This is a genomic window from Herminiimonas sp. CN (assembly GCF_000622895.1).
Classification (GTDB): domain Bacteria; phylum Pseudomonadota; class Gammaproteobacteria; order Burkholderiales; family Burkholderiaceae_D; genus AVCC01.
Genome location: NZ_AVCC01000122.1, coordinates 1 through 7,346, shown reverse-complemented (window position 1 = coordinate 7,346; position 7,346 = coordinate 1). Strand labels below are relative to the sequence as shown.

Below are 7,346 nucleotides of genomic sequence, written 5' to 3'. Positions count from 1 at the left end.
CTGACAGAATTCCGTTATGAGCCGCTGCCGCCCGAGATGCCGCAGCGGGTGCTGGTGCGGCATCCGGCGATAGCATCCGGCTACTGGCAGCGTCCGAAAGAGCAGGCCGATAGTTTCCGCGATGGCTGGTTCTGTCCCGGCGACGTGTTCCTGCGGCATGAAGGCTGGCTTGAATTCACGGGTCGCAACGACGACATGCTGAAAATCGCCGGGCAGTGGGTCAGCACCCAGTGGGTCGAGCAGGCATTGCGCGTAGCCTGCGGCGACAGCGTGCAGGCGCTGGCGGCGGTCGGCGTCAAAAGCGACGACGGGCTGACGGCAATCGCCGCCTTTCTGGTGGCGACGCCGTGTCATGAAGCCGCCGCGCGCAGCAGCCTGGCCAGCGGCATTGCCGGCTTGCCCGGCCACAAGCGGCCGCGCTGGGTGCACTGGGTGGATGCATTGCCGATGACCGCGACCGGCAAGCTGCAGCGCGCCAAGCTCGGCGCCTTGCATCAGCAGAGCGCGGCGCAGCGCCATACCGGATCCTGACCAGCACGAGGAATAACGAACGTCGACAAGCAAGAGCGCGTCAAGGATCGGTTTTTCCGCTTTGGCCCCGTTGCCGCTCGCGTCTCAGGCTGTGCCTGATGACGGCAACCGTACTGCGCACCGACTAGGTTCAGAGTGTGGCCGACAATGGCCGAGGGGGCGGGCGTGTTGATTGACGTCGCGGCCTGTCCGACTGGCCGATGCGATGGCATAAAGTATGGCAAGCTGGCAAGCGCTACCGAGGGACCAGCGGTGCTGACAGGCTTGCGATACCTATCTCAGATAGTCTCAAAATAAGAATATACTGGGCCATATATTTTACGGAGACCAAGGAAATCGTGCGGTATTTCTGATATTTTTCATGATACCCCAATAATTAATCAAATCGATGCGGCCATTCAGTGCGACTGGCACAATCATGTCAGTCGCCTTGGATGCATCCCGGATGCGGTATTGGGATGGCACCATTGCGCAGGATGTGGCATCAATAAATTCTGGAGAATCGGCTTTGAACCTGAACTTTGACATGACCCTGGAGCAGCTATATACCCGCGCTGGCCTGCTGGCGCTCGATTTGCATTTTCTACAGGAGATGGAAGCTGCTGACCCACTTTTACTGGTGCAATTGCAGCAGGCACGCTTGCAGCCGGAAGCGCTGACGCCGCTGCAGGAATCGCACTTGTTGCTGGCGCTGGGGCCCCATGTCGAAGACTTCATTGCGCGGCTGTTCAGGATCGAAGCGCAGGTGAACGATCTGAGTCAGAGCCATCATGCGCTGGCGCCGCTGCATGCGATCAAGCGCAAGTTCGTGCAGCGCACTGCGGCCCGGAAAATCAGTGCGGAACAGGCCGCTTCGATTGATGGCGCCGCGCTGCGGCGCAGCTTGCACAACTGGTTTGGCGGGCAATTCGATGAGCTTACATTTGCCACTCAGGTTCAAGCCTGGCTGGAGGATGCAGTCGGCAATGCCGAAAAAATTGACTGCGCCGTACACTATGCCGCATGGGCTTTTCATACCGCAGAGGGACAGTCCGCGCATCGTGGTGACATCCTGTTTCGCCCGGTGCATGCGGTGGATGATGCACATCTGGTGCCTGGCGCGCAAGCGCTCGATCAGGATGGCTATCGGATTTTCAGCATCAAGCCGTCGCAACTCCGCCAGCGCCAGGGCTTTGCGCTGACCGACGCCGGATGCGACCTGCGCGGTGCGCTGGATCAGGCCAATTACTGCATCTGGTGCCATGCACAGGGCAAGGATTCCTGTTCGCACGGATTGCCGGAAAAAACGCCGAAGGATGCGCCGCCGTTGCGCGGCAAAGCGGCGTACAAGCGCACGGTGTTCGGCGTTACCCAGACCGGTTGTCCGCTGTCGGAAAAAATTTCAGAATTCCAGACCCTGAAGGCCGGCGGTCATGCGCTTGCCGCACTGGCCATGATCACGGTCGACAATCCGATGGCGGCCGCCACCGGCCACCGCATCTGCAACGATTGCATGAAATCCTGCATCTATCAGAAGCAGGAGCCGGTAAACATCCCGGAAGTCGAATCCCGCACCATCAAGGACGTGCTGGCCTTGCCGTATGGCTTTGAGATCTATTCGCTGCTGACGCGCTGGAATCCGCTCAACCTGCGCCGCCCTTATCCGCGAGCGCGCTCCGGCTACCGGGTACTGGTGACCGGTTTGGGGCCGGCCGGGTACACGCTGGCGCATCAGCTGCTTAACGATGGGCATACCGTGGTCGGCATCGACGGTCTCAAGGTCGAACCTCTGCCGGAGAGCATCAGTGGTGTACGGACCGATGGTAGCCGTACCGCGTTTATGCCGATCACGAATGTGGAAGAGCTTTTTGAAGCACTCGACGAGCGCATTCCGGCCGGATTTGGTGGCGTTGCGGAATACGGCATCACGGTGCGCTGGAACAAGAACTTCCTCAAGGTGGTGCGTCTGTTGCTGGAGCGCCGCCCTGAATTTTCGATGTTCGGCGGGGTGCGTTTCGGCGGCACCATGACGGCAGAAGACGCATTCCGGATAGGTTTCGACCATATTGCGCTGGCGTTGGGGGCGGGGCGTCCAACTGTGCTGGATATTCCGAATGGGTTGGCACGCGGGGTACGCACCGCCTCCGATTTTCTGATGGCGCTGCAATTAAGCGGCGCGGCCAAAGCCGATTCACTGGCCAACATGCAATTGCGCCTGCCGGTGGTGGTGATCGGCGGCGGCTTGACCGGCATCGATACGGCGACCGAAGCGCTGGCATACTATCCGGTTCAGGTCGAAAAATTCATGCGGCGTCATGAACAATTATGCGCCGAACGCAGCGCAGCGAAAGTGCGCGCCGGCTGGAGCGCGGAAGATACGGAAATCGCCGAGGAGTTTCTGCAGCATGCGGCGGCGATCCGTACTGAACGCCTGCGCGCGGCAGCCATTGGCGAGACGCCAGACATTCTTGCACTGTTGCGCGGCTGGGGCGGCGTGACGCTCGCCTATCGCAAACGCATGATCGACAGTCCCGCCTATACGCTTAATCATGAAGAAATCGAAAAAGCGCTCGAAGAAGGCATTGCCTATGCCGAATGCCTCGGACCGGTCGCCATCGAAGTCGATGCGCAAGGCGCTGCCAACGCCATTCGCATGCAGGTCCAGCAGCGCGACACCGACGGCAACTGGTCCGACGGGGAACAATTAACGCTACCGGCCCGCGCCATTTTCATCGCCGCCGGAACCTCGCCCAACACCGTGCTGGCGCGCGAGGATGCAACGCATTTCCGGCTGGACGGCCGTTATTTCGCCGCATGCGATGAACAGGGTGAGCCGCTCAGGCCGGAACACGCGATTTCCAAGCCGGCCCGGGCCGAGGTACTGCTCAGCAAAACCGCAGGCGGTAAATTCGTCTCCTATTTTGGCGACCTGCACCCGTCGTTTTCCGGCAATGTGGTCAAGGCAATGGCTTCCGCCAAACAGGGGTATCCGCTGGTGTCACGGGTCCTGGCGCAGCAGGCGCCGGCCAATACGGATGACGATGCAAGTTTTTTTTCGCGCCTGAATGCCGGCCTGCGCGCTACCGTCCATGCGGTCAACCGCCTCACGCCAACCATCGTCGAAGTGGTATTGCACGCGCCGTTTGCGGCCGCCCAATTCAGGCCGGGGCAATTTTTCCGCTTACAGAATTATGAATCCCGCTCGCCCCTGGTGCGCGGCACCCGCATGAGCATGGAAGGGCTGGCGCTGACCGGCGCCTGGGTCGATGTGCAGCGGGGGCTGGTGGCCTGCATCGTACTGGAAATGGGTGGTTCGGCCAATCTGGTGGCGACCCTGCAGGCGGGCGAGCCGGTGGTGCTGATGGGGCCGACCGGGGCGCCGACCCATATCGCCGCCAATGAGACGGTGATGCTGGTTGGCGGCGGGCTCGGCAATGCGGTATTGTTTTCGATTGGTGCAGCGTTTCGCGCCGCCGGTTCACGCGTGCTGTATTTTGCCGGCTACAAGAAATGTGTTGACCGTTACAAGGTGGCCGAGATTGAAGCGGCGGCCGATGTCATCGTCTGGTGCTGCGACGAAGCGCCAGGCTTTAGCCCCGGCCGGCCGCAGGACAAGCACTTTGTTGGCAACATCGTGCAGGCCATTCTTGCGTATGCCAGCGGTGGGCTGGGCGACAGACCGATCGATACCGGCGCCGTCGACCGGCTCATCGCAATCGGATCGGATCGCATGATGGCCGCCATCGCCCTGGCACGCCATAATGAACTGAAACCCTACATGAAGGCCGGTCATTTCGCGATTGGTTCGATCAACTCGCCGATGCAATGCATGATGAAGGAGATTTGCGCCCAATGCCTGCAACCGCAGCGCGATCCGGAAACCGGCAAAATCAACTATGTATTCACTTGCTTCGATCAGGATCAGCCACTCGATAACGTCGATTTTTCCGGACTAAACGCCCGTTTGCGACAAAACTCCCTGCAGGAAAAACTTACGGCGCAGTGGATCGACAGCTGCATGCATCACGGCGACCAGCCGCTGCTTGCACGCTCCTGAACCAATGTTCTGCTGATTGGGATGGATCACAGGGCCGCCGCAAGCAGGCTTTACGACGACTTCTTGAGGCGGTAGGCCAACTGGGGGCGGGTCATGCCGAGCGCGCGCGCAGCCGAACTAAGGTTGCCGTCGGCACGCGCCATGGCAGCCTTGAGCAATACGCTCTCCACCTCATCAAGACTGACTTTGTTTTTCTGTACATAGTCAAGAAACGCTTCGACGGTCCCTTCATCCTGTTTCAGCACACTGCCATCCTTGGATAGGCCGGAAAGCCTCGGTTTGCCGGCGTCATCCATAATCGCAGGGAATATATCGGCCAGATCGATGCGTCCGCCTTCTTGCGCCAAAATGATGCCGCGCTCAATCACATTCTCCAGTTCACGTATGTTGCCAGGCCAAGAATATTGTTTGAACGCATGCATTACCTGATCAGTAACACCGATGACTTGCTTGCTGTGGCGTACGCAATATTTATCCAGGAAACGCTGTACCAGCAGCGCAATATCGTCTTTGCGTTCGCGCAGAGGCGGAATGGTGACGGGGTAAATATTTAGTCGATAATACAGATCCTTGCGGAACCGCCCCTCTTGTACCGCTTCAGACAGGTTCACATTGGTCGCAGCAACCACCCGTACATCGACTTTACGGGTGTGGCTGTCGCCGATCCGCTCCAGCTCCCCTTCCTGCAGCACGCGCAGCAATTTGGCTTGGGCCGACGCCGACAGCTCGCCTGCCTCGTCCAGGAACAGCGTGCCGCCATGGGCGCGCTCGAAGCGCCCCGGCCGCGACTGCTGGGCTCCGGTGAAGGCGCCCTTCTCCACGCCAAAAAGTTCCGACTCAATCAGCTGCTCCGGCAGCGCAGCGCAATTGACGGCAACAAAAGGCCGGTCGGCGCGGTTGCTGGCGTTGTGCAGCGCGCGGGCGAAGCGCTCCTTGCCCACTCCTGTTTCGCCCAGCAGCAGCACAGTCACCTGACTGGCGGCCGCCTTCTTCAGCAAGGAGGATGCCTGCCTGAAACTGGGCGAAGCACCCACCAGGTCGTCGGTATGCAGATCTTCGTCAATCGAGTACCGCAGATTCTGCACCTGGGTTTGCAAGGCAATGATGTGGTCCGCCACCGAATCAGGCTGAAAATATTTCAATGATGCTTCCGCATCATGCCATTCGACGGGAGGACGTCCGACGATTCGACATTGGTGCGCACCTGCGGCCGAACATTCGGTTTCATTGAAAAGAATAAACTTACCCATCAGCGTGCTCACATAGCCACTGGCATAACCCAGTTGCATCCAGCAGGCCGGCTCGGAGGAGACGCCATAAAGCTCGGTATGCGCGTCCGCCTCGAACGAGCTTTCCCAAATGAATTCACCGTAGAAAATGCCCTTGGCGACATCGATGTTGAGTCTGCCGTTGCGCGTGCAGACCATGCCCTCAAGCTTATGCAATTGCGGCCCCATCACCAGCAATTCGGTGCCGCTGGCGTCCGGATAAAGCTTGCGCGCCCATGCCGCATCGCTGACCCCGGAAGCGTAGCCGATGCGCGTGAGCACGCCACGGGCCCGATCCGTGCCGAGCGAATCGATCAGTTCCTTGCGCAACGCAATAACCGCCGCGCCATGCAAAAGAATCATGCGCGTCTCGCCTAGCCAGATATGCCCGCTGTCGAATGAAAAACGCAGGCGCGATGCAAGCTCGCTAGCATCGGCCAGCGACGCCTCCATGGCATCGATCGATGTAATTGTCTCCACGCAACCTCCTTAAAGAAATTTATACGTGTAATTAATGTCTTCGCGCTCCTGAATCACTCTTGATCCGGCACGATTATGTTATGAATTGAACCGTATCATCTCATGCTGAACCACTTCCTCGAGAACGCCGAACATGTTTTAAATAGCGGATAGTCATATTGTTTTTCTTGCAGCCAGAGGCCGGTAGTCTGGCCGGAGACTGATTGTGGCCGCCGCTCGCCGAAAACGTGAAGGGAAGATACCAGGCGATCATTAGCCCACGACTGCGGGTGCGCGGTCCGGCAGGTCAACGTAGTGAGACCGTCACTGGCGGGGCGTCCCAACCGCATGCTGGAAACCGGGCGCCCGAAATCTGTTCGTAATGAGGAAAATTTCATAACGCCTGGATGCAAGACATTACGCGGCCGTGTCTTGTTCGTGCAACAACGCCGCGCTCGATGCAAAACCCAAAAGCCTGAACGCGGGAAGACAGGCTTCAGGCGTGCTGCTGAATTCTACGGTCAGGAAGCCAACAGCGCCATATCGCGCTGCTGCTGATGCAAGGCGCCGAGTTTGGCGCGCTGCAGCTTGCCGGTCGCGGTCATCGGCAATGCATCCACCCAGTGCACCCAGCGCGGCCGCTTGTGGCCGGGCAAGCCGGCAATGCCGCTGGCCAGGCTGCTGCGCGCGGCGGCTTCATGACACGGCGTCGCCACCAGAAAAGCGGCGATCGCCGTCAGCCCGTCGTCGCTTTTGACGCCGACCGCTGCCAGCGCCTGCACGCTGTCGCCGCAGGCCACGCGCAATGCTTGCTCGACCCACTGGGTGCTGACCCACTGCCCGGCGATTTTCAGCATGTCGTCGTTGCGACCCGTGAATTCAAGCCAGCCTTCATGCCGCAGGAACACGTCGCCGGGACAGAACCAGCCATCGCGGAAACTATCGGCCTGCTCTTTCGGACGCTGCCAGTAGCCGGATGCTATCGCCGGATGCCGCACCAGCACCCGCTGCGGCATCTCGGGCGGCAGCGGCTCATAACGGAATTCTGTCAA

General features: G+C 59.7%; 2 protein-coding genes and 2 pseudogenes. 2 read left to right on the top strand and 2 right to left on the bottom strand.

Going from position 1 to position 7,346, the window contains the following annotated elements:
• Positions 1–531, top strand: a pseudogene (locus HMCN_RS0116630) (AMP-binding protein); the annotation flags it as partial.
• Between the two features lie 508 nt (positions 532–1,039).
• Complete coding sequence (locus HMCN_RS0116625) at positions 1,040–4,567, top strand: FAD-dependent oxidoreductase (RefSeq protein WP_202962682.1); 3,528 nt, start codon at positions 1,040–1,042, stop codon at positions 4,565–4,567.
• 50 nt (positions 4,568–4,617) lie between these two features.
• On the opposite strand, the gene HMCN_RS0116620 is transcribed toward HMCN_RS0116625, so the two are convergent.
• Both HMCN_RS0116620 and HMCN_RS0116615 read right to left on the bottom strand, forming a co-directional pair.
• A complete protein-coding gene (locus HMCN_RS0116620; protein ID WP_025918439.1) occupies positions 4,618–6,288 on the bottom strand; it encodes a sigma-54-dependent Fis family transcriptional regulator in 1,671 nt (556 codons plus the stop codon).
• Between the two features lie 527 nt (positions 6,289–6,815).
• Positions 6,816–7,346 (bottom strand): annotated as a pseudogene (locus HMCN_RS0116615) (AMP-binding protein); the annotation flags it as partial.

Coding starts and splice junctions, on each gene's coding strand:
- HMCN_RS0116620 (WP_025918439.1), bottom strand. CDS start 6,288: ATGGAGGCGTCGCTGGCCGATGCTAGCGAGCTTGCATCGCGCCTGCGT.